Origin of the sequence: Stenotrophomonas lactitubi, from assembly GCF_002803515.1 — a bacterium.
Lineage (GTDB): Bacteria > Pseudomonadota > Gammaproteobacteria > Xanthomonadales > Xanthomonadaceae > Stenotrophomonas > Stenotrophomonas lactitubi.
This window is the reverse complement of sequence record NZ_PHQX01000001.1, coordinates 1-22,432: the sequence shown is the minus strand read 5'-3', so window position 1 is coordinate 22,432 and position 22,432 is coordinate 1. Positions and strand designations below refer to the sequence as shown.

The following is a 22,432-nucleotide window of genomic DNA, read 5'->3' as shown; positions in this document are numbered from 1 at the left end:
CGCCCAGTCTAGCGTCTGGGCGTAAACGGTCCGCGATTGTACGGACTTGCCAATGGAATCTGCTCAATGGCTCTCGAATTCACCCTGAACCACCTCGCTGCGGCTTCGGCCGCCGTTGACTGCCTCGTCGTCGGCGCCTATGCCGACCATACCCTGACTGCGTCCGCGCAGGCACTGGATGCTGCAAGCGGTGGCCGCCTGGCGGCCCTGGCCCAGCGCGGCGACCTGTCCGGCAAGACCGGCGCCACCACCCTGCTGCACGACCTGCCGGGCGTGACCGCCCCGCGCGTGCTGGTGGTCGGCCTCGGCGATGCCGCCCGCTTCGGCGTGCCGCAGTACCTGAAGGCAGTCGGTGATGCCGTGCGCGCGCTGAAGGCCGGCGCTGCCCGCAGCGCACTGTTCACCCTGTCCGAGGTGGCGGTGAAGGACCGCGACGCGGCCTGGGCGATCCGCCAGGCAGTGATTGCCGCCGACCACGCGGCCTACCGCTACACCGCCACCCTGGGCAAGAAGAAGGCCGACGATGCCGGCCTGGCCCAGCTGGCCATCGCCGGTGAGGATGCGCAGGCCCTGGCCCAGGGCCAGGCCATCGCTGCCGGTGTCGAGTTTGCCCGCGAGCTGGGCAACCTGCCGCCGAACTACTGCACCCCGGCCTATCTGGCTGAAGTGGGCGTGAAATTCGCCGGCGAGCATGACGGTGCCGAAGCCGAGATCCTCGACGAGACCCAGATGGAAGCGCTGGGCATGGGCTCGCTGCTGGCCGTGGCCCGTGGCTCGGCCAACCGCCCGCGCCTGGTGGTGCTGAAGTGGAGCAATGGCGGCGACGCCAAGCCCTACGTGCTGGTCGGCAAGGGCATCACCTTCGATACCGGCGGCGTCAACCTGAAGACCCAGGGCGGCATCGAAGAGATGAAGTACGACATGTGCGGTGGCGCCAACGTCATCGGCACCTTCGTCGCTGCGGTCAAGGCCAAGCTGCCGTTGAACCTGGTGGTGGTGGTGCCGGCGGTGGAAAACGCCATCGACGGCAATGCCTACCGCCCGTCCGACGTCATCACCTCGATGTCGGGCAAGACCATCGAAGTCGGCAACACCGACGCCGAGGGCCGCCTGATCCTGTGCGACGCCCTGACCTACGCGCAGCGCTTCGAGCCGCAGGCGCTGGTCGACGTGGCCACCCTGACCGGTGCCTGCATGGTCGCCCTCGGCCACCAGACCGCGGGCCTGATGAGCAAGCACGACGACCTGGCCAACGAGCTGCTGGCCGCCGGCGAGCAGGTCTTCGACCGCGCCTGGCGCCTGCCGCTGTGGGACGAGTACCAGCCGATGCTGGATTCCAGCTTCGCCGACGTCTACAACATCGGCGGCCGCTGGGCCGGTGCCATCACCGCCGGCTGCTTCCTGTCGCGCTTCGCCGAAGGCCAGCGCTGGGCCCACCTGGACATCGCCGGCGTGGCCAGCGATGAAGGCAAGCGCGGCATGGCCACCGGCCGTCCGGTCGGCCTGCTGAGCCAGTGGCTGCTGGACCAGGTCGCCCGCGCCTGACGCTGTACCTGACCCTGGCCGGCAACCGCCGGCCGGGGCCTCGCCGCTCCAGCCGTCAGCCGGCATGGATAGGCACCTGCCTCACCTGGATGCCGCCATGCCCCGCGCCGACTTCTACCTGATCGCCAAGCCCCGCTTCCTGACCGAGCCGTTGCGCCTGGTCTGCGAACTGGCGCGCAAGGCCAACGACGCCGGGTTGTTCACCCTGGTGCTGGCCCGCGACCAGGCCCAGGCCGAAGAACTGGACGAACTTCTCTGGTCGTTCGACGACGATGCCTACATTCCGCACCAGATCGTGGGTGAGGACGTGGACGAGGAAGAAGCGCTGGTACTGATCGCCCCGCCCGGTGGCGAGGCGCCCGTGCGGCCGCTGGTGATCAACCTGCGCGACGAACCCTGGCTTGGCCAGTGCGAGCGCGTGCTGGAAGTGGTGCCGGCCGATCCGGAAGCGCGCGAACCGCTGCGCGAGCGCTGGCGCCAGTACAAGACCGCCGGTTACGACCTGAACAAGCACGACATGTAAGCCCTGCGAGGACCCCTTGATGCGCCTGCTGATCGCCCTGATTCTTCCCTGGCTGTCCTTTTTCACCATCGGCCGGCCGTTTGCCGGCATCGTCTGCCTGATCCTGCAGATCACCCTGATCGGCTGGCTGCCTGCGGCGATCTGGGCTGCCTATTCGGTCAGCCAGTACCACACCGACCAGAAGATCCGGCGCACCCTCGGGTCGCGCTGATCTCCCTTCCCGCCTTGATGACTGGTTCCCCCGCATGACCCAACTCGCCTCCAGCTACGACCCGAAGTCCTTCGAGACCGACCTCTACGAGGCCTGGGAGAAGGCCGGCCATTTCAAGCCGTCCGGCAAGGGCGAGCCGTACACCATCCTGCTGCCGCCGCCGAACGTGACCGGCACCCTGCACATGGGCCATGCTTTCCAGCAGACGCTGATGGATGCGCTGGTGCGCTACCACCGCATGCGCGGCTACGACACGCTGTGGCAGGTCGGTACCGACCACGCCGGCATCGCCACCGAGATGGTGGTCAGCCGCAACCTGGCGCTGGAAGGCAACGGCGAGACCCGCGATTCGCTGGGCCGCGAGGGCTTCATCGGCAAGGTGTGGGAGTGGAAGCAGCAGTCCGGCGACATCATCGAACGGCAGATGCGCCGCCTCGGCACCTCGGCCGACTGGTCGCGCAGCACCTTCACCATGGACCCGCAGCCGTCCGAAGCGGTGATCGAAGCCTTCGTGCGCTGGCACGAACAGGGCCTGATCTACCGCGGCCAGCGCCTGGTCAACTGGGACCCGGTGCTGAAGACCGCGATCTCGGACCTGGAAGTGGAAAGCGCCGAGGAAGACGGTTTCCTGTGGTCGATCGCCTACCAGCTGGATGAAGGCCTGAGCTACGAGCACGTCGAGCGCGATGCCGACGGCGTCGAGACGCTGCGCGAAACCCGCGATTACCTGGTGGTCGCCACCACCCGCCCGGAAACCCTGCTGGGTGACACCGCGGTGATGGTGCATCCCGAAGACGAGCGCTACCTGCACCTGATCGGCAAGAGCGTGGTGCTGCCGCTGACCGGCCGCCGCGTGCCGGTGATCGCCGACGACTACGTCGACCGTGCGTTCGGCACCGGCGTGGTCAAGGTCACCCCGGCGCATGACTTCAACGACTACCAGGTGGGCGTGCGCCACAGCCTGCCGATGATCAACCTGTTCACCCCGGTGGCCGCGATCAACGACAACGCGCCGGAACGTTTCCAGGGGCTGGACCGTTACGACGCGCGCAAGGCCGTGCTGGGTGAACTGGAAGACCTCGGCATCCTGGTCGAGACCAAGGCGCACAAGCTACAGGTGCCGCGCGGCGACCGTACCGGCCAGGTGATCGAGCCGTACCTGACCGATCAGTGGTTCGTGAAAATGGACGAACTGGCGCGTCGTGGTCTGGAGCTGGTCGAGGACGGGTCAATCGCCTTCGTGCCGCCGAACTGGATCAACACCTACCGCCACTGGATGAACAACATCCAGGATTGGTGCATCAGCCGCCAGCTGTGGTGGGGCCACCGCATTCCGGCGTGGTTCGATGCCGCCACCGGCAACTGCTACGTCGGCCGCAGCGAAGAGGAAGTGCGGGCGAAGAACAATCTCGGCAGCGACGTCGTGCTGAGCCAGGAAAGCGACGTGCTGGAGACCTGGTTCTCCTCGCAGCTGTGGCCGTTCTCCACCCTGGGCTGGCCGAACGAGCAGGCGATGGCCGAGCGCGGTTTCGACCGCTACCTGCCGTCGTCGGTGCTGATCACTGGCTTCGACATCATCTTCTTCTGGGTGGCGCGCATGATCATGGCCACCGACAACCTGACCGGAAAGGTCCCGTTCAAGGACGTCTACTTCACCGGCCTGATCCGCGATGGCCAGGGCCAGAAGATGTCCAAGAGCAAGGGCAACGTGCTCGACCCGCTGGACATCATCGACGGCATCACCATCGATGACCTGGTGGCCAAGCGCACCGGCGGGCTGATGCAGCCGCGCATGGTGGAGAAGATCGAGAAGGCCACGCGCAAGGAGTTCCCGGACGGCATCGCCGCCCATGGTGCCGATGCGCTGCGTTTCACCATCGCCGCACTTGCCACCCATGGCCGCGACATCAAGTTCGACATGAACCGCGCCGAGGGCTACAAGAATTTCTGCAACAAGCTGTGGAACGCCAGCCGCTTCACCCTGATGAACACCGAAGGTGCGGCGTTCACTGGCGTGCCGACGCCGCGTACCGATGCCGAGCGCTGGATCCTCTCGCGCCTGGCCGCTACCACCGCCGAAGCGCAGGGCCATTTCGCCGCCTATCGCTTCGACCTGTTGGCGCAGTGCCTGTACGAATTCGCCTGGAACGAGTTCTGCGACTGGTTCCTGGAGCTGAGCAAGCCGGCGTTGAATGGCGCCGATGCTGCCGACGCTGACAGCACCCGCCACACCCTGTTGTATGTGCTGGAAGCGCTGCTGCGCCTGCTGCACCCGCTGACCCCGTTCATCACCGAACAGCTGTGGCAGCAGCTGGCCCCGCGCCTGGGCCTGGCCGAAACCACGCTGTCGCTGCGTCCGTACCCGACCGCCGCCGAGTTCGAGGGCGATCATGCACAGGCCGAGGCCGACGTTGAATGGTTGAAGGCGGTGATCAGTGCCGTGCGCCGCGTGCGCAGCGAACTGAACGTCGCCCCGTCCAAGCTGGTACCGCTGCGCCTGCTGGCCGGCCTGGAACAGGACCGCGTGCGCATCGAGCGCTTCAGTGCCTCGCTGGCTTTCCTGCTGAAGCTGGACAGCATCCAGTGGCTGGCCGACGCACAGAGTGCGCCGCCGGCAGCCGCCGCGATCGTCGGTGAGCTGAAGCTGCTGGTACCGCTGGAAGGCCTGGTTGATCTCGATGCCGAGCGCGCGCGCCTGGACAAGGAGATCAAGCGCGTGGAAGGCGAGCAGGAGAAGAGCGAGACCAAGCTGGCCAAGTTCTCCGACAAGGTTCCGCCAGCGGTGATCGAGCAGGAACGCGTGCGCCTGGTCGACTGGAACAACCAGCTGGCTGGCCTGCGCGAGCAGCGCGCGAAGCTGTAACGCCTCCGTGGTGGGTGCGGACCTGGGTCCGCACCGCTGTGACGTGCCAACCAAGGTTGGCACCTACCAGAACGCCAACCTTGATTGGCACATTTTCAAGGCTGACGCCGGGCAATGCCCGGCGTTTCATTTTTCCCCGCATGGCATCATCACCCGATGCCGCTTTCCCTCTTCCTGCTGGTCCTCGCTGCCGCTGCACTGCACGCCAGCTGGAACGCGATCGTCAAACGCGGGCCGGACAAGTTTCTCGGCACGGTGCTGGTCACCGGCAGCGCCGCGCTGTTGTCTGCGCTCGTCTTGCCGTGGCTGCCCTTCCCCGCCGCGGAAAGCTGGCCGTGGCTGATCGCATCGGTGCTGCTGCAGGTGACGTACTACGCGTTGGTCGCACGCTGCTACCAGCAGGTCGACATGAGCCTGGCGTATCCGATGATGCGCGGCTGCGCGCCGATCCTGGTTGCGTTGGCCGGCGCCGCGCTCGGCGAACGCCTGCCGCCGTCGGCCTGGCTCGGCGTCATTCTGGTGAGTGGCGGCATCCTGTGCATGGCCCGCGGCGCACGCAGCGGCCAGCTGCGGCTGCCGTTGCTGACCGCCGCGATGATCGCCACCTACACGCTGGTCGATGCGCAGGGCGCACGGCTGTCCGGCAATGCGCTGAGCTACACGTTGTGGCTGTTCCTGCTGTCGGGCATTCCGTTGCCGCTGTGGGCGCTGCATCGGCAGCGCGGCAAGTTGCTGGCGTATGCGCGCCAGCACTGGCCGCTGGGCGTGGCCGGCGGCATCGGCACCACCGCATCGTATGCGATGGCGCTGTGGGCGATGACCCAGGTGCCGGTGGCCATGGTGTCGGCGCTGCGCGAATCGTCGATCCTGTTCGCGCTGCTGATCTCGGTGTTCCTGCTGCGCGAGCGGGTGCCGCGCGCGCGTTGGCTGGCGGCGGCGTTGATCGTGGCCGGCGTGTTGGCCCTGCGGCTGGCGTAAACAACGCATCGGTAGCGCCGGGCCATGCCCGGCGTGCGCAGCGGCCACGCGACGCCGACTACAGCGGCGGCATTGTCTCCAGCTCGCCGTCCACCAGTTCGATCGCCATCACCAGCGCATCTTCGCGCCCCTGCGCGGCAGGGTAGTAGCGAGGGCGCCGGCCGATCTCGTTGAAGCCTTCGCTGTGATACAGCGCCAGGGCTGGCGTATTGGACGGACGCACTTCCAGGAACACCCGCTGCGCGCCTCGATCAGCGGCCAGACGGACCAGCGCACGCAGCAGCTGGCGGCCGAGCCCACGCGACTGCACCAGCGGATCGATGCAGATGTTCAGCACATGCGCTTCATCGGCAGCGAGGCTGAGCACGCCATAGCCGATCAACAGGCCATCGCGCTCCATCGCCAGGCCGGGATAACCGGCACGCAGGCAATCCAGGAAAATGCCGCGGGTCCACGGATAGGGGTAGCCACGCACTTCGATGGCCATCACCGCATTGAGATCGCTCTCACGCAGCGCGCGCATCGCCACCGGCCCGGGCTGGCTGACTGCACTCATGCGGTTGCGCCCTTGCGCAGCGCGCGCAGCTGCGGCCACAACGCGCGCTTGGCTGCAGGGTCGCGACGCAGTTGTTCCAGCGGCCAGCTTTCCATCAGCGTCTGTGTGGCCGGGTCGTTCGGATTGCAGCCCGAGGCGCGCAACAGCGCGATCTGCAGGCGATCAGGCAGGCGCACCAGCGGCTGGCGCGCGTTGCCGGTGGGCAGCGGACGGGCCGCAGCCGGTACGGTATCCGGCGCCGCCACCGGCACGGCAGTGCGTGGTGGCGCGCGCTCGAGCCGAGGTTCCGGCGCCGCGTCGCGCTGGCTGGGTGCGTGCTGCATCGATGGTGGCGCCGTGCGCGTCGGCGCGACCGGCGCGGGTGCCGATGCCGCGGCTTCAGCCACGCTCAGCTGCAATGCCGCGTCCATTTCGGCGGCCAACTTGCCATCGTGATAGACGGTATAGCCCATGGCCTGCAGCCAGGCCTGCTGGGCCGGGGACCACAACACGGGCAGGTCCTGGCTCACGCCGCCTCGGGCTTCTTGCGCAGGCGCTGCACGCCCCACATCACCGGGCCTGACAGCGCGTACAGGATGCCGACGACGAACAACACGCGTGGCAGGTCGATCACCGCGATGGCGATGGCGATCGGCACCAGTGCCAGCACCAGGAACGGGACGCGGTCCGAACGGGCGCCCTCCTTGGCCGCGCCGCCCTTGAAGCTCCAGAAGCGGATGCGGCTGACCATCAGCAGTGCGGCGACCAGGGTCACCGCCAGCGCCACGAAGCGCAGCTCGTTGCCGTTCCAGCCCAGGGTGCCATCGGCGAAGGCCCAGACGAAGGACATCATCAGGCCGGCGGCAGCCGGGCTGGCCAGGCCGACGAACCAGCGCTTGTCGACCACGGCCACCTGGGTGTTGAAGCGGGCCAGGCGCAGCGCCGCGCAGGCGGCGTACAGGAACGCCACCGCCCAGCCCAGACGACCGACCAGCTCACCGTCGTATTTCAGTTCCGACAGGGACCAGTGGTACATCACCAGGGCCGGCGCCATGCCGAAGCTGACCAGATCGGCCAGCGAGTCGTACTGCACGCCGAACTCGCTGCTGGTACCGGTCAGGCGCGCGACACGGCCATCGAGGCCATCCATCACCGCCGCCACGAACACGGCGATGCTGGCGTTGACGAAGTCTCCGTTGGCCGCGGCGATGATGGCGTAGAAGCCAGAGAACAGCCCAGCCGTGGTGAACAGGTTGGGCAGCAGGTAAATCGTGCGCGAGCGCGGCGGCGGTGTGATCGGGTCCATGGAATCCAGTTTAATCGACTTGCCAGCGGTCGGCGCCAATGCTGCAATCGGCGTTCTACGCCCATTCTGCGGAGTTTGCCATGCGTGCCCTGTCCTGCCTGGGATACCTGCTGCTGTTGGCCAGTACCACTGCGCTGGCAGGCCCCGTCTACAAGTGGAAGGACGCCAAGGGCGTGACCCAGTATTCGGAAACGCCGCCGACCGGGGCCAAATACGAGACCCGAGCCCAGGCCAGGACACCGGCGACGGACGCGGCCCCGGAGCCTTCCGCCGCGCCGGTATCGGAACAATGCAGCACCGCCCGCGCCAACGTGGCGCTGCTGGAGGGCAGCGGCCCGGTGATGCAGGACACCGATGGCGACGGCAAGGCCGATACCGCACTTACCCCGGAACAGCGCAGCGCGCAGAAGGGCCTGGCCGAGGCGGCAATCAAGGCGTACTGCCCACCGGCGGGTTGAAGGGGGGATCGGCCGGGCGGCGCCCGGCACCCGCAGAGGCTTTCAAGCAACAGCCGGAGCAACGGCAACAGCCAAAGCGGCTTCCCGCGGGATGGCGGTGCACTGTGGGTTTGCGGGGACGCCGTGAATCCGTCCATGGAGGCTTGGTCGCCGCATCCATGCGGCTCACACCCCGCAAACCCACAGTGCACCGCCTTCGACAGATTCCCGGTGGCCAGTAGATCCACGCCATGCGTGGATGAATCTCCATCGAAATCGGATATTTCGAAATCGGGACGAAAAACATCCACGCATGGCGTGGATCTACCTGTCGACCAAGGTCGACACCCACCAAGAGCAGCCCATGCCATTCCGACAGATCGCAGAAATCTGTCGAAGGCGGGGTGGGTCCGGTTGCGGGGGTGTCCGCGGCATGGATGCCGCGGCCAAGCCCCCATGGATGGGTTTACGGCGTCCCCCGCAACCGGACCCACCCCGCCATCCCACAGAAATCCCGCTTTTGACGTTGCCTTTGATTCGGCGGGTGCCGGGCGCCGCCCGGCCGATACCCCTCCCCCGGCCGGGCTGGCAGAATAGGTGTCTCTGCCGTAATCCGAAGCCGACGATGCGCCTCTCCCAGTTCCACCTGCACACCACCAAGGAAACCCCCAGCGACGCCGAGCTGACCAGCCACCGGCTGATGCTGCGCGCGGGCATGATCCGCAAGCTCGCGTCCGGCCTGTACACCTGGTCGCCGCTGGGCCTGCGCGTGCTGCGCAAGGTCGAACGCATCGTCCGCGAGGAAATGGACCGTGCCGGTGCCGTCGAATTCCAGATTCCGACCATCCAGCCGAAGGAACTGTGGGAGCAGACCGGTCGCTGGCAGAAGTTCGGCCCGCAGCTGCTGAAGATCAAGGACCGCAAGGAACAGACCTTCTGCTACAGCCCCACCGCCGAAGAAGCCGCCTGCGATTTCGCACGCAGCGAACTGTCCAGCTACAAGCAGCTGCCGGTGAACTTCTACCAGATCCAGACCAAGTTCCGCGACGAGATCCGCCCGCGCTTCGGCGTGATGCGTGCGCGCGAGTTCCTGATGAAGGACGCCTATTCGTTCCACCTGCACGACGAAGACCTCGTGCGTGAGTACGAAAACATGAAGGTGGCCTACAGCCGCATCTTCACCCGCCTGGGTCTGGACTTCCGCATGGTGCAGGCCGATTCCGGTGCGATCGGCGGTGACGCCTCGCAGGAATTCCACGTGATCGCCGATTCCGGTGAAGACGCGCTGGTGTTCTCCACCGGTTCGGACTACGCCGCCAACATGGAAGCGGCCATTGCCGCCGATCCGGCTGCGCGCGCTGCGGCCAGCGAAGCGCTGCGCAAGGTCGAGACCCCGATCCAGAGAACCTGCGAAGACGTTGCCGCCCTGCTCGGCATCGACCTGCAGCGCACCGTGAAGTCGGTGGCGCTGATCGCCGGTGAAGGCAAGGAACAGCAGTTCGTGCTGGTGTTGGTGCGTGGCGACCACGAGGTCAATGAGATCAAGCTGGGCAAGGTTGCCGGCCTGGACGAGCAGCGTTTTGCCAGCGAAGCAGAGATCGCCGAATACCTCGGCAGCGTGCCGGGCTTCCTCGGTCCGGTCGCGCCGGCCAAGCCAATCCGCGTGGTCGCCGATCGCGAAGTGGCGGCGATGTCCGACTTCGTCGTCGGTGCCAACGAAGCCGGTTTCCACCTGGCCGGCGTCAACTGGGGCCGCGACCTGGCCGAACCGGAAGTGGCCGATATCCGCAACGTGCGTGCCGGTGATCGTGCGCTGGATGGCGGCGAACTGAAAATCGCCCGCGGCATCGAAGTCGGCCACGTGTTCCAGCTGGGCCGCACCTATGCGAAGGCGCTCGATGCCACCGTGCTGGACGAGAACGGCAAGGCTGCGGTGATGACGATGGGCTGCTACGGCATCGGCATTTCGCGCGTGGTCGCCGCCGCGATCGAACAGAACCACGATGACGCCGGCATCATCTGGCCCGACGCGATGGCGCCGTGGCAGGTGGTGGTGTGTGTGATCAATCCGAAGGGCGACGCTGCCGTGGCCGATGCGGCCGCAGGCCTGCTGCAGGAGCTGCGCGACGCCGGTCTGGATGCCGCACTGGACGACCGCGGCCTGCGCCCGGGCGCGATGTTTGCCGACATGGAACTGATCGGCATCCCGCACCGGGTGGTGGTCAGCGAGCGCGGCCTGGCCGCAGGGACCTTCGAGTACCGCTCGCGCCGCGCCGCCGAAGCGGAAAGCCTGGACAAGGCCACCCTGCTGCAGCGCCTGCAGGGTTGATCGGAAAAGACCGGGGTATACCCCGGTCTTTCTTTGCCGGATGGCCGCCCCCGGAAAATCGCAGCGGACATAATCCGGTCAAAATGGTCGCAACCGGGCCAGCCAGCCGACAGACGGTGACCGCAACTGTTTGTGCTGGGATTAATTCCTCATTACTCTGTCCCGCGACGCCACGGACCGGCTCGTCCCTGTCCCTAAATTAGTTTCTGGAGTAATCGTTGATGAGCATCGACCTGACCGGCCTGTCGGCACGTGAGCTGGGCGCATTGATCCGCACAGCCAAGAAGCAGCAGACCATCGTCGCCAAGCGTCGCCCGATCACCAAGGTGCGTGCCCAGCTGAGCAAGCTGGCCAAGACCGAGGGTTACACCATCGAGGAACTGTTCGGTGGTGAACCCGCACCGCGCGCGCGCAAGGTCGCCAAGGCCACCAAGGCCCCGTCCAAGACCGCCGGCCGCAAGCTGGGCAAGGTTGCACCGAAGTACCGCAACCCGGCCAACCCGAAGGAAACCTGGACCGGTCGTGGCAAGCAGCCGCGCTGGATGGCCGAGCTGACCGCCAAGGGCAGCAAGAAGCCGGAAGATTTCCTGATCAAGAAGGCCTGAGGCCAGATCGGGTCGCAATGAAAAACGCCGGCGAAAGCCGGCGTTTTTTCTTTATCCGGTGTGTGGACCAACGGTCCACACCCACACCATTCAAGGGTGTGCGGGCCAACGGTCCACACCTACAGCGTCTTGCGCGCCGGCATCAGCAGGTTGCCGAACAGCAGGCCGGCGACCAGCGCCATCACCACGTTCAACACGGTCAGGAACACACTCTGGCCGGCGCCCACGTCCTGTTGCTGGACCAGGGTCAGCACGCCGCGCAGGCTGGTGCTGCCAGGCACCATCATGATGATGCCCGGCAGGCGGATGATCGCGCCGGGACGGCCGACCACGCGCCCGAACAGGTTGCCGCCAGCGGTCAGCAGCATCGCCGACAGGAAGATGCCGGCCGGCGTACCCCAGGCATGACCACCAAATTTGGAGATCGCGTAGCCGGCCACCGAGGCGGCGATCACCCACGGATAGTCGCGACGATTGGCCTTGAACAACATGGCGAAGGCGAACGCCGCCGTCAGCAGCGAGCCCCACTCGACCCACGGCCCCTGTGGCCGCGAGGCACGGATCATCGGGTCCAGCCCCAGCACATCGGCCAGGGTCACCGCGATCATCGCGCCGACACTGAGCTTCATGATCGTGGTCAACGCGCCGGCAAAGCGCGCGGTGCCGGACACCCAGTGCTGGCTGGCCAGTTCATTGACCGCATTGGTCAGTGACATGCCCGGCAGCAGCACCACCAGCGAAGCGATGATCACCGTGTTGAGATTCAGCGCGCCCACGAAGGTGGCAACCACGGTGGCGACCAGGCCGGCCAGCAGCGCCGCCAGTGCTTCGGCCGCTTCACGGCTGGCCGGGCGCTTGTCGGTGACCATGCCGAGCAGGCCGATCAGCAGGCCGATGACACCGGCGGTGGCGATGTCCAGCCACGGCAGCTTCCACATGCCTGCAACGCCGGCCGCACCGAGGGTGAAGGACAGGATGGTGCGCAGCTTGCCGCGCCGGCCCGGATCCTTGTCCAGCTGGCGCAGCGCGGTGTGACCCTGGGCGATGCTCATGCGGCCGTTGGCCACTTCTTCGGCGATTCCGTCAGCCACGCTGAGCTTGTGCAGGTCGTTCTCGCCGGGCGCCAGCCGGATCACCCGGGTGATGTCACTGGAGCCGATGGCCTGCGCCGGATCGCTGAAACTGAGGATGATGCCGGTGGGGTTCGACCACGGTTCACAATCCAGATCGAGCTGCCGGGCCAATGCAACCACCGCCGCTTCCAGGCGCTGGGCCGTTGTGCCGTAGCTGTGCAGGCGGCCGGCGATCTCGGAAACAAAGGCCACGCGCTGCGCGTAGGTGGCCTGGGGCGTGGGGATCGTGTGAGCGTCTGCGGACATGCGCCGTAGTATTACCTACGTCAGGCTCTGCTGGAGAAATTCATCCTGGTTCGACGCGACGTGCAATTCAGAACGGTTATGCTGCGACCCGAATGGCCCCCATGACCCCGACCCACGCCCCCCAGCTCGAACAGGACGCTCAGGATCCGGGACTGATCCGGCTGTCCGGCCACTGGACCCTCAAGACCGCGCTGGCCGCGGCCGAAGTGCTGCGTGGCGTTCCGGACAAGCTGACCGGCATCGACGCCACCGGCATCGAGCTGCTCGACTCGGCCGGCGTGCTGCAGGTGCTGCGCGTCGCCCATCGTGCCGATCTCGGTGAACACGCGCTGCAGTTCCGCCCGGACCACCAGGCGCTGGTGTGCACCATCGAAGAAGTGGCCGACGACCGTCCGAAGCCGAAGCGTGACTTCGGCGTGCTGGCGGCGCTGGAGCGGCTGGGCGTCAGCGTCCACGCCACGGGCCACAACATCAAGGCGCTGTGCAGCTTCCTCGGTGAGAACCTGGTCAAGGCCGCACGCCTGGTCAAGGAACCCCGGCGTTTCCGCCTGACCGCGACCGTGCACCAGATGGAGCAGGTCGGGCTGGATGCGGTGCCGCTGGTGGCACTGTTGTCCTACCTGGTCGGCGCAGTGATCGCCTTCCTCGGCTCGACCATCCTGCGCGATTTCGGCGCGGAGATCTTCGTGGTCGAACTGGTCAACATCGCCTTCCTGCGCGAATTCGCCGTGCTGCTGACCGCGATCGTGCTGGCTGGCCGCACCGCCAGTGCCTTCACCGCGCAGATCGGTGCAATGAAGGCACGCGAGGAAATCGATGCGATGCGCACCCTGGGGCTCGACCCCATCGACCTGCTGGTGCTGCCGCGCCTGGTCGCGCTGCTGGTGACGCTGCCGCTGCTGACCTTCATCGCGATGGTCGCCGGCCTGGCTGGCGGTATCACCGTCGGCGCGTTCGATCTGGATATTCCGCCGCAGATGTACATCGCGCGCATGCACGACACGATGGAAGTGCGGCACATGCTGGTGGGGCTGTCCAAGGCGCCGGTATTCGCGCTGGTGATCGGCCTGATCGGTTGCCTGGAAGGCCTGAAGGTCGAAGGCACAGCGCAGTCGGTCGGCGAGCGCACCACCTCCAGCGTGGTGCAGACGATCTCGCTGGTGATCATCATCGACGCCTTCGCGGCGTTGTGGTTCATGCACATGGACTGGTGACATGAGCACGCATCCGATCCCCGAAGAAGTGCCCATGCAGGACGACGCCGGCCACGACCTGGCCATCCGCGTGCGCGGGCTGGTCAACCGCTTTGGCAGCCAGACCGTGCACGAAGGGCTGGACCTGGACGTGCGCCGTGGCGAGATCCTTGGCGTGGTGGGTGGTTCGGGCACCGGCAAATCGGTGCTGATGCGCTCGATCCTCGGACTGCGCGTGCCGGATGAAGGGCAGATCGAAGTGCTCGGTCGCGACGCGCGTGCCGACGACGCCGAGAGCCGCCTGCACATCGAACGCAATACCGGCGTGCTGTTCCAGGACGGCGCCCTGTTCTCGTCGCTGACCGTGGGCGAAAACGTGCAGGTGCCGCTGAAGGAACACCACCGCGAACTGCCCGAGCGCTGGCACTACGAGCTGGCCCTGCTGAAGGTGAAGCTGGCCGGTCTGCCCGCCGATGCGATCAACAAGCTGCCCTCGCAGCTGTCCGGCGGCATGCGCAAGCGCGCCGGCTTGGCACGAGCATTGGCGCTGGATCCGCCGCTGCTGTTCCTGGATGAACCCACCGCCGGGCTGGACCCGATCGGTGCGGCCGCGTTCGACCGCCTGATCAAGACCCTGCAGGAAGCGCTGGGGCTGACCGTGTTCCTGATCACCCACGACCTGGACACGCTGTATGCGATCTGCGACCGGGTGGCGGTCATCGCCGATCGCAAGGTGGTGGCCAATGCGCCGCTGCCGGAAATCGAGAGACTGGATCATCCGTGGATCCAGGAATACTTCCACGGACCCCGCGCGCGCGCCGCGCGTGGCGAACAGATCGAGAGTGCCTGAGCCATGGAAACAAAAGCCAACTACGTGCTGATCGGCGCGTTCACCCTGATCACCGGCCTGGCCCTGCTGGCCTTCGGCCTGTGGGCCGCCAAGTACTCCTCCGACCGCACCTGGCAGGAATACCGGGTGGTGTTCCGCGAAGCGGTGACCGGCCTGTCGGTCGGCAGCCCGGTGCAGTACAACGGCATCGCGGTGGGCTCGATCACCGAACTGAACCTGGTACCGGACGATCCGCGCCAGGTGGTCGCGCGCATCCGCCTGAACTCGACAACCCCGGTCAAGACCGATACCCGCGCCAAGCTGGCGATCACCAGCCTGACCGGCCCGTCGATCATCCAGCTCAGCGGCGGCACGCCGCAGTCGCCGGCGCTGACCACGGTCAACAAGGACCCGGCACCGATCATCCCGACCACGCCGTCGGCGCTGCAGAACATCACCGATGTGGCCAACCGCATCGTTGAGCGCATGGACCAGATCCTCAGCGACCGCAATGTCGCCTCGATCAACGCCACCCTGGCCAACCTGGAAACGATCAGTGGCGGCCTGGCCGACCGCGACCAGGGCACGCAGTCGCTGCTGCTCAGCGCGCGCGATGCCGCGCGCAGCCTGGACACCACCCTGAAGACCACCAATGGCACCATCGAGCGCCTGGACAAGAACCTGGTGCAGCAGCTGCCGGGCATCATCGACAAGCTCGACGCCACCCTGGCCAAGCTTGATTCGGCCGCTGGCAATGCCGATTCGATCCTTGGCGAGAACCGCGCCGCCATCAACAGCTTCGCCAATGACGGCCTCGGCCAGCTCGGCCCGACGCTGGGTGAACTGCGTGGCTTGATCCGCGACCTGCGCCGGGTCAGCGACCGTCTCGAGAACAACCCCGCGCGCTACCTGCTCGGCCGCGACGCCCCGAAGGAGTTCGAACCCAAATGAGCCCGACCACCCTTCCGCGCCTGTTGTTGGCAGCGTCGCTGGCCACCCTGCTGGGTGGCTGCTCGATCCTCGGCAGCGGCGACAAGAACCCCGTCACCCTGTATTCGCCGGCCGTGCAGGTCAAGGTCGACCCCAGCTGGCCACAGGCCGACTGGCAACTGGTGCTGGCCAAGCCCAGCGCCGCGCGCATGGTCGACAGCCCGCGCATCAACGTGCGGCCGACGCCGTCGGAGCTGGAGATCTACAAGGGCGCCAGCTGGGCGCAGCCGGCCACCGACATGATCGAGGACACCCTGCTGCGCGGCTTCGAGGATTCCGGCCGCATCCACGGCGTGGCCCGCGTTGCCGCCGGCATCCGCGCCGACTACAAGCTGTCGACCGACATCCGTCGCTTCGAATCGGACTACCAGGGCCAGGCAACGCCAACGGTCGTCATCGAGATCAACGCCAAGCTGATCGATGTGACCAGCCAGCGCGTGGTCGCCGACCGCACCTTCCGTCAGCTGCAGCCGGTAGGCAGCACTGATGTGTCGGCGGTGGCAGCGGCCTTCGAGCGTGGCCTGCAGCAGGTAGCGCAGGACGTGGTGGGCTGGACGCTGACCAGCGGGCAGAACGACAAGCAGGCGCTGAAGCGCTGATCGGTTTCCGCTGATTACGCCGGGCCTGGTCCCGCGATGCGGGTAGATCCACGCCATGCGTGGATGAATGCTCCGGGACCTGCGTCAGGTCCGCGGCGTGATCCACCGGAACGTCAGGTTGATGCGTTCACCCTGCACCCGCGCCATCTTCGGCAGCGCGTGCTGGTAGTGGCGCTGGGTCTGCCCGGCCATCAACAGCAGATCGCCGTGGCCGAGCAGGTATTCGGCCTTGCGCGCAGGATCGTCACGTCGACGCAGCAGGAACCGTCGCGCCGCTCCGAGGCTCAACGAAGCAATCAGCGGCGCCGGCCCCAGCTCCGGCTCGTCATCGCTGTGCCAGCCCATGTAGTCGGTGCCGCCGCGATAGCGGTTGAGCAGCACGCTGTTGAATCGACCCACGCCCTGCGCTTGCAGCCGGTCGCGCAATGCCCCCAGCACAAGCGGCCACGGATGGGGCACGAACTCGGCGCCTGAATAGCGGTAGCGCGCCTGCGGATCGCCGATCCAGCAGCTCAACCGGGGTGAGTCCACCCAGTTGCCGAACATGCGGATGCGGTGGGTTTCCCAAGGAATTTCCTGTGCCAATGCCTCCTGCAGAGCGTCGGCTTCAGCGGCGGGCAGCCACCCGGTCAGGTGGCGGACGTCGGCGTCTGGCAGGTCATGGGGGAACAGCATTGGCCAACGCTAGCACGGTGATGTTTGCCCCGACGGCCGCCAACGCTGAAAATGGAGAAATGACCGACATCTACGTTGCCAAACCCTGCTCACGCGCCCTCCTGAACGAGCACGTGAGATGACCGGCATCAACCTGCGCCGGGTACTGTTCCCGCTGCTGCGCGCGGCCTTTCGGGCGCTGCCGCTGTCACAGGGGCAGCGTGATCGCCTGCGCACCCGCTTTCTGGCCGGCCATGGCGCCTGGGTGCCGCCACCGCCGAAAGGACAGCAGGACGCCGGCGGACCGCGCGCCAATGCCCAATTGCGGTGGCGCGCCGACGAACCAGCGATCGGCCACGTCCCCTGGCGCGAAGGCATCCTGCCCTCGCCACTGCCCGCCACCCTGGTGGCGTTCTACCTGCCGCAGTTCCACACGTTCCCGCAGAACGATGCCTGGTGGGGCAAGGGCTTTACGGAATGGCGCAATGTCACCCGCGCCCTGCCGCAGTTCGAAGGCCATGTGCAGCCACGCCTGCCTGCCGACCTGGGCTTCTACGACCTGCGCAATCCGCAGGTGATGCGTGACCAGGCGCGTTTGGCTGCGGAGTATGGCATCGGCGCGTTCTGCTTCTACTACTACTGGTTCAGCGGTCGCACGCTGATGGAAGACCCGCTGCGCCAATGGCTGGACGACGACAGCATCGACCTGCCGTTCTGCCTGTGCTGGGCCAACGAGAACTGGGCGCGGCGCTGGGACGGGCGCGACGATGACATCCTGATCGGCCAGCAGCACAGCGCCGAAGACGATCTGTCCTTCATCGCCCACATCGCGCCGTATCTGCGCGACCGGCGCGCGTTGAAGGTCGATGGCCTGCCGATGCTGCTGGTCTACCGACCCCATCTGCTGCCCGATGCACGTGCCACCGCCGACCGTTGGCGCCGCTGGTGTCGCGACAATGGCGTGGGCGAGATCCATCTGGTCTACGTTCAAGGTTTTGAACGGCCAGACCCTCGTGACATCGGATTCGACGCTGCCGTCGAATTCCCTCCGAACATGAGCAACCCTTCCTCGCTGTCGGCGCGGCAGTGGCTGCTCAATCCCGATTTCAATGGCGACGTGCGCGACTGGCGTGAACTGGCTGCCGAGATCAGCGCACGTCCGCTGCCGGACTATCCGCTCTACCCCGGCGTGAATCCTGGCTGGGACAACGAGGCTCGCCGTTCGGGGCGCGGCCGGGTGTACCTGCATGCATCGCCCAGAGGCTATCGTGATTGGCTGCGCAGCACGATCGAGAAACGCCTTGCTGCCGCGCCCACGAACAAGCGCATGGTATTCATCAACGCCTGGAACGAATGGGCCGAAGGTGCAGTGCTGGAACCGGATGCGAGGCTGGGTCATGCGTGGCTGCAGGCCACCCGTGATGCGCTGTCACCGGCTGCTGCACCAGTCCAGCAGCCGGCGGTGCATCTCCATGCCTGGTACCTGGAGACGCTGCCGGAAGTCCTGTCTGCACTACACGATGCAGCGCTGCCTTGGCGGATCGTGGTGACTACTCCGGCGCAGCACGTGGACGCAGTGCATCAGGCACTTGCCGCACACGGCCTGCAGGGCGAGGTCATGGCTGTGGAAAACCATGGCCGGGACATCCTGCCGTTCCTTGAAGTGGCTGAACTGCTGCAGGACCAGCACGATGTGATCCTGAAGCTGCATACGAAACGTTCCAGCCATCGGTCCGATGGCGATCAGTGGCGGCAGGAACTGCTGCAGCGCCTGGTACAGGGCGGGCGAGCCGCACGCATCCACGCTGCGTTCCAGGCCGATCGCAGCTTGGGCATGGTCGTCGCCGAGGGTCACCTTCTGCCGGTTGCCGAGTACGTTGGTGGCAATGGTCCGGCACTGCAACGGCTCCAGGCGCGGGTCGGCCTGCACGCTGCAGCAGACGGCAGCCAGTTCGGTGCCGGCAGCATGGGCTGGTGGCGGCTGCGGGCCCTGCGCCCGCTGCTGGACGCACACCTCTACCGAAGCAACTTCGAGGCTGAGCACGGCCAGATAGATGGAACGCTCGCCCATGCCATCGAACGCGTGTTCGGTACATGCTGTGAACACGCCGGACTACGTGTAGCGACAGCGGCCGCATGCGTCGGCGAGCCCGACGCCCACGGCAGCGAATACGCCTACGCCCGACGCAGCTGACCGACAGGAGGGACCGCACACCTCCTGTCGCGGATCAATCAGGCGCGCTTGAAGGCCACGCCCGTCTTTTCCTTCAACTCGCCATCGCCAACTCCGGGCGCGGCTTCCACCAGCACCAGACCGTCATCGGTCACATCGAATACCGCCAGGTCGGTGATGATGCGATCGACCACGCCCACACCGGTCAGCGGCAGCGTGCATTCGGCCAGGATCTTGTGTTCGCCGTTCTTGGCGGTGTGCTCCATCAGCACCACCACCCGCTGTACGCCGGCCACCAGATCCATCGCCCCGCCCATGCCCTTGACCATCTTGCCGGGCACCATCCAGTTGGCCAGGTCACCCTGGTCGGTGACCTGCATCGCGCCAAGGATGGCCAGGTTGACGTGACCACCGCGGATCATCGCGAAGCTGTCATGGCTGCCGAAATAGCTGGCCCCCGCACGTGCGGTGACGGTCTGCTTGCCGGCATTGATCAGGTCGGCATCCACTTCGCTTTCGGTCGGGAACGGACCAATGCCGAGCAAGCCGTTTTCCGACTGCAGCCACACATCCACGCCGTCGGGAATGTGATTGGCCACCAGCGTCGGCAGGCCGATGCCCAGGTTCACGTAGGCGCCATCGGTCAGTTCACGCGCAGCGCGCGCCGCCATCTCGTCGCGGGTCCATGCCATCTCAGTTGCCCTCCGCACGGATGGTGCGCTGTTCGATACGTTTTTCGGGAGTGGGGTTGTGCACGATGCGGTGCACGTAGATACCCGGCAGGTGCACCTGGTCCGGGTCGATGCTGCCGACCGGCACCACCTCCTCCACTTCCACGATGCAGACCTTGCCGGCCATCGCACAGGCCGGGTTGAAATTGCGCGCGGTCTTGCGGAACACCAGGTTGCCGGCCTCGTCGGCCTTCCAGGCCTTGACCAGTGCCACGTCGGCGCGCAGCGCGGTTTCCATCACGTAGTGCTTGCCGTCGAACTCACGGGTTTCCTTGCCTTCGGCCACCACCGTGCCATAGCCGGTAGCGGTGAAGAACGCCGGGATACCCGCACCACCGGCACGCAGGCGTTCGGCCAGGGTGCCCTGCGGATTGAATTCCAACTCCAGCTCGCCGGCCAGGAACTGCCGTTCGAACTCCTTGTTCTCGCCCACGTAGGACGAAATCATCTTCCTGATCTGCCGGGTTTCCAGCAGCTGGCCCAGGCCGAAGCCATCCACGCCGGCGTTGTTGGAGATCACGGTCAGGCCCTTGGCCCCACTGTCGCGCAGTGCGGCGATCAGTGCTTCAGGAATACCGCACAGGCCGAAGCCACCCACGGCCAGAACCTGGCCATCAGCGACCACGCCCTGCAGGGCATCCGCCGCAGAGGCGAAACGCTTGCTGCGCGTGCCGCTGGAAGTCGATTGCTGCATCTCTACTGCCCTACCCGGTGAGAATGCCGCCATTCTAGCGGTACACCCGTTGCCGGCTGGGATGCGCCGCAGCATGAACCAGCATGCCGGGCCCTCAATCCGTAGAATGTCCGCTTCCCCGCTTGCGGTGCCCTCGGCAACGCGTGCTGCAGATGGAGAGGACAGGACGACGCATGGCCGTAGTATTCACCGGAGGGGAACTGTCCCGCTGGCTGGATGCCGGGACACTGGGAAAGGGCAACCACCTCGTTTCGGCAGTGCGTGAACTGCGCTACCAGTCACCGCTGCTGACCGCCCAGCTCGAGGGCTGGCAGGTGTCGATCGACCTGGATGCCAGCGCCCGCACACCGCACAGCCCCCTGCAGAGTCGCTGCACCTGTCCGGTTGGCGGGCACTGCGAGCATGTCGCCGCCGTACTGCTGGCCGCGCTGGCAACCTCCCTGGAGGGTACGCCGGGCCTGCTGCGCCCGGCCGCCAAGCCAACGCTGCCCACCCTGCAGACCCAGGCGATGACGCCGATCCTCCATCTGCACAGCATGGAATACCGTCCCGCCTGGCTCACCGAACGCGATGCCTCGCAGTGGCTCGACGTTGCCACCGTCGCTTTCGAGTACGGCGAACACGTGCGTTTTCTCGACGACCCGTCGCTGTTCGTGCATGGCGCCGAGGGCCAGCTCTACCTGCTGCCGCGTGACCTGGCCGGGGAGGCACGGCGTGAAGCGGAATTGCACAGCGTCCACCTGCACCGCGAGCGGCAACCGCGCATCGTGCTGGACGGCGGCGGTCCATTGTTCGAGCTGCGCAGTTTCGACTGGACCCGCTTCCTGCTGGAGGATGTGCTGCGGTTGGAAGCGCTGGGCTGGAAGATCGAGACTGACGATGCCTTCCGCCATCGCATTACCCGGGTGGAGGAGATCGACCTGGATGTGCGGTCGATGTCCACCGACAGCGCTGCGTTCGACCTGGCCCTGACCATCGACGTCGATGGCCGCAGCGTTGCACTGGTTCCGCTGTTGCAGGGCGTACTGCAGTCTGATCCGCGCTGGCTGCGCGGTCAGCTGGACGCGATCGGCGATGACGAGAACGTACTGCTGACGACGTCGGGCAATGAACGCCTGGCACTGCGCGCGGGACGTCTGAAACCGGTGATCGCGCTGCTGGCGGATCTGTTCGGCGACCACGGGCAACCGCTGCGCCTGCAGGTGCACGACCGCGGGCGCCTGCAGGCACTGCAGGACGCCGCGCAGCTGCGACTGCACAGCAGCAACGATACCCGCGCACGCGTGCAGCGCCTGCTGGACGCACCGGCGATGACCGCTGTCCCGGCGCCGCAGGGCTTGCGCGCGACGCTGCGCAGCTACCAGCTTGAGGGCCTGTCCTGGCTGCAGTACCTGCGCCAGCAGGGCTTGGGCGGCGTGCTGGCCGACGACATGGGCCTGGGCAAGACACTGCAGACCCTGGCCCATCTCCTGGTTGAAAAACAGAGCGGCCGCCTGGACAAACCGGCGCTGGTGGTCATGCCGACGTCACTGTTGCACAACTGGCAGAGTGAAGCTGCGCGCTTCACCCCGGATCTGCGCGTACTGGCCCTGCACGGACCTGCGCGTGACACGCAGTTCGATGCCATTGCCGCACATGATCTGATACTGACCACCTATCCCCTGCTCTGGCGCGACGAACAGGCGCTGCAGGCGCATTCCTATCACCTGCTGATCCTGGACGAGGTGCCGGTTTAGCATTTGCCCACATTCGTCAAACAGGACTAATGTGTGAAAAACCAGCACTCTGACCGAGCAAATGCGACCGGGAGGATCATGACACTTGTCACATCACCGAGCTGTTTCAAAGCGTACAAGAG

Annotated in this window: 21 protein-coding genes; 14 read left to right on the top strand and 7 right to left on the bottom strand. The window is 66.4% G+C overall.

What is annotated here, in order from left to right:
- Positions 1 to 66 precede the first annotated feature (66 nt).
- From CR156_RS00110 to CR156_RS00090, 5 genes are all read left to right on the top strand, one after another.
- Complete coding sequence (locus tag CR156_RS00110; protein WP_099820363.1) at positions 67 to 1,545, top strand: leucyl aminopeptidase; 1,479 nt, start codon at positions 67 to 69, stop codon at positions 1,543 to 1,545.
- Positions 1,546 to 1,642: 97 nt separating this feature from the next.
- Complete coding sequence (locus CR156_RS00105) at positions 1,643 to 2,068, top strand: DNA polymerase III subunit chi (protein WP_025879359.1); 426 nt, start codon at positions 1,643 to 1,645, stop codon at positions 2,066 to 2,068.
- Positions 2,069 to 2,087: 19 nt separating this feature from the next.
- The gene (locus tag CR156_RS00100) at positions 2,088 to 2,279 is read left to right on the top strand and encodes a YqaE/Pmp3 family membrane protein (RefSeq protein ID WP_025879360.1); all 192 of its coding nucleotides are present in this window, start codon (positions 2,088 to 2,090) and stop codon (positions 2,277 to 2,279) included.
- Positions 2,280 to 2,313: 34 nt separating this feature from the next.
- Complete coding sequence (locus CR156_RS00095; protein WP_100551515.1) at positions 2,314 to 5,142, top strand: valine--tRNA ligase; 2,829 nt, start codon at positions 2,314 to 2,316, stop codon at positions 5,140 to 5,142.
- 156 nt (positions 5,143 to 5,298) lie between these two features.
- The gene (locus CR156_RS00090) at positions 5,299 to 6,120 is read left to right on the top strand and encodes an EamA family transporter (RefSeq protein ID WP_100551514.1); all 822 of its coding nucleotides are present in this window, start codon (positions 5,299 to 5,301) and stop codon (positions 6,118 to 6,120) included.
- 58 nt (positions 6,121 to 6,178) lie between these two features.
- Here the strand turns inward: CR156_RS00090 and rimI are convergent, their stop codons facing one another.
- From rimI to pssA, 3 genes are read right to left on the bottom strand one after another with little or no spacing between them, the layout of a single operon-like run.
- A complete protein-coding gene (gene rimI, locus CR156_RS00085) occupies positions 6,179 to 6,676 on the bottom strand; it encodes a ribosomal protein S18-alanine N-acetyltransferase (RefSeq protein WP_100551513.1) in 498 nt (165 codons plus the stop codon).
- Positions 6,673 to 7,185, bottom strand: a complete 513-nt coding sequence (locus CR156_RS00080) for a hypothetical protein (protein ID WP_100551512.1) — start codon at positions 7,183 to 7,185, stop codon at positions 6,673 to 6,675. Before CR156_RS00080 ends, rimI begins: the two co-directional genes overlap by 4 nt.
- Complete coding sequence (gene pssA / locus CR156_RS00075; RefSeq protein ID WP_099820368.1) at positions 7,182 to 7,961, bottom strand: CDP-diacylglycerol--serine O-phosphatidyltransferase; 780 nt, start codon at positions 7,959 to 7,961, stop codon at positions 7,182 to 7,184. Before pssA ends, CR156_RS00080 begins: the two co-directional genes overlap by 4 nt.
- An 80-nt stretch (positions 7,962 to 8,041) precedes the next feature.
- Between pssA and CR156_RS00070 the strand changes: the two genes are divergently transcribed.
- From CR156_RS00070 to CR156_RS00055, 3 genes are all read left to right on the top strand, one after another.
- Positions 8,042 to 8,419 (top strand): DUF4124 domain-containing protein, encoded by a 378-nt coding sequence (locus tag CR156_RS00070; RefSeq protein WP_100554043.1) that lies wholly within the window; start codon positions 8,042 to 8,044, stop codon positions 8,417 to 8,419.
- Between the two features lie 604 nt (positions 8,420 to 9,023).
- Positions 9,024 to 10,727, top strand: a complete 1,704-nt coding sequence (locus CR156_RS00060; protein ID WP_100551510.1) for a proline--tRNA ligase — start codon at positions 9,024 to 9,026, stop codon at positions 10,725 to 10,727.
- 221 nt (positions 10,728 to 10,948) lie between these two features.
- Entirely contained in the window at positions 10,949 to 11,332 is a 384-nt protein-coding gene (locus CR156_RS00055) for an H-NS histone family protein (protein ID WP_089238647.1), read from the top strand.
- Between the two features lie 119 nt (positions 11,333 to 11,451).
- Here CR156_RS00055 and CR156_RS00050 read toward each other — a convergent pair whose 3' ends face one another.
- Positions 11,452 to 12,711 (bottom strand): threonine/serine exporter family protein, encoded by a 1,260-nt coding sequence (locus CR156_RS00050; protein WP_025878492.1) that lies wholly within the window; start codon positions 12,709 to 12,711, stop codon positions 11,452 to 11,454.
- 92 nt (positions 12,712 to 12,803) lie between these two features.
- On the opposite strand from CR156_RS00050, the gene CR156_RS00045 reads away from it, so the two are divergent.
- Genes CR156_RS00045 through CR156_RS00030 form a run of 4 tightly spaced genes read left to right on the top strand, consistent with a single transcriptional unit; the run spans position 12,804 to position 16,322 of the window.
- Positions 12,804 to 13,925, top strand: coding sequence for an MlaE family ABC transporter permease (locus CR156_RS00045; RefSeq protein ID WP_181393105.1), 1,122 nt, complete (start codon positions 12,804 to 12,806; stop codon positions 13,923 to 13,925).
- Position 13,926: 1 nt separating this feature from the next.
- The gene (locus CR156_RS00040) at positions 13,927 to 14,754 is read left to right on the top strand and encodes an ABC transporter ATP-binding protein (RefSeq protein ID WP_100551508.1); all 828 of its coding nucleotides are present in this window, start codon (positions 13,927 to 13,929) and stop codon (positions 14,752 to 14,754) included.
- A gap of 3 nt (positions 14,755 to 14,757) precedes the next feature.
- The gene (locus CR156_RS00035) at positions 14,758 to 15,684 is read left to right on the top strand and encodes an MlaD family protein (RefSeq protein WP_100551507.1); all 927 of its coding nucleotides are present in this window, start codon (positions 14,758 to 14,760) and stop codon (positions 15,682 to 15,684) included.
- Positions 15,681 to 16,322, top strand: a complete 642-nt coding sequence (locus CR156_RS00030; protein ID WP_100551506.1) for an ABC-type transport auxiliary lipoprotein family protein — start codon at positions 15,681 to 15,683, stop codon at positions 16,320 to 16,322. Before CR156_RS00035 ends, CR156_RS00030 begins: the two co-directional genes overlap by 4 nt.
- A gap of 84 nt (positions 16,323 to 16,406) precedes the next feature.
- On the opposite strand, the gene CR156_RS00025 is transcribed toward CR156_RS00030, so the two are convergent.
- Positions 16,407 to 16,997 carry an alpha-ketoglutarate-dependent dioxygenase AlkB family protein gene (locus tag CR156_RS00025; RefSeq protein WP_100551505.1) on the bottom strand — a complete coding sequence of 197 codons (591 nt, stop codon included), beginning with the start codon at positions 16,995 to 16,997 and terminating at the stop codon, positions 16,407 to 16,409.
- A gap of 118 nt (positions 16,998 to 17,115) precedes the next feature.
- Here CR156_RS00025 and CR156_RS00020 point away from each other — a divergent pair, with 118 nt between their 5' ends.
- Positions 17,116 to 19,170: a glycoside hydrolase family 99-like domain-containing protein gene (locus tag CR156_RS00020; protein WP_100551504.1), complete on the top strand. Its 2,055-nt coding sequence runs from the start codon at positions 17,116 to 17,118 to the stop codon at positions 19,168 to 19,170.
- Positions 19,171 to 19,208: 38 nt separating this feature from the next.
- On the opposite strand, the gene CR156_RS00015 is transcribed toward CR156_RS00020, so the two are convergent.
- On the bottom strand, positions 19,209 to 19,841 hold the full coding sequence (locus CR156_RS00015; RefSeq protein WP_100551503.1) for a CoA transferase subunit B: 633 nt from the start codon (positions 19,839 to 19,841) through the stop codon (positions 19,209 to 19,211).
- Between the two features lies 1 nt (position 19,842).
- Positions 19,843 to 20,574, bottom strand: coding sequence for a CoA transferase subunit A (locus tag CR156_RS00010; RefSeq protein ID WP_100551502.1), 732 nt, complete (start codon positions 20,572 to 20,574; stop codon positions 19,843 to 19,845).
- A gap of 173 nt (positions 20,575 to 20,747) precedes the next feature.
- On the opposite strand from CR156_RS00010, the gene CR156_RS00005 reads away from it, so the two are divergent.
- A complete protein-coding gene (locus tag CR156_RS00005) occupies positions 20,748 to 22,310 on the top strand; it encodes a DEAD/DEAH box helicase (RefSeq protein WP_100551501.1) in 1,563 nt (520 codons plus the stop codon).
- The last annotated feature ends 122 nt before the right edge of the window (positions 22,311 to 22,432 follow it).